General features: G+C 54.8%; 1 protein-coding gene. It reads left to right on the top strand.

Features of this window, described 5'->3' with window-relative positions:
- A partial coding sequence (locus tag ACSFA3_RS24860) for a hypothetical protein (protein ID WP_435508026.1) occupies positions 1-374 on the top strand: 374 nt, incomplete at both ends.

Raw genomic sequence — 374 nt, 5'->3', positions numbered from 1 at the left:
GAGCCCTCCAGTGGGTCTGTGTGGGAAGACAAAAATCTCCTAGATTGCTCCGATGTCGTCCTGACCGAAGAGGATGTGCGATATGCACTGCGGCACATACGCAGGGTCACAGAGAAGGCATTTTTCAGCGAGGAGACGGAGAGGACGGGGTGTTCAGGTGGTGCTTCCGTCACTTTCAGAAATGGAAAGATCATCGTCATCGGAGTCGAGCCCACGGGGAGGATCAACATCTTCGAAGCGAACGCCAAACTCGAACCTACCGGTGTTCCTGAAAGCTACTTTGAGTGCGATCCGTGCAGGAAGCGCAAGATGGTCCTTCTTCAGGACGCTTTCGATAGAGCCGATGAGCGCAGGCTCAAGAAGCTGGTGGCGCA

The organism is Variovorax glucosi (genome assembly GCF_051216695.1).
Taxonomy (GTDB): Bacteria; Pseudomonadota; Gammaproteobacteria; order Burkholderiales; family Burkholderiaceae_C; genus Variovorax.
Note: the sequence above shows the minus strand (reverse complement) of the source record. Positions and strands in the feature narration are given on the sequence as shown.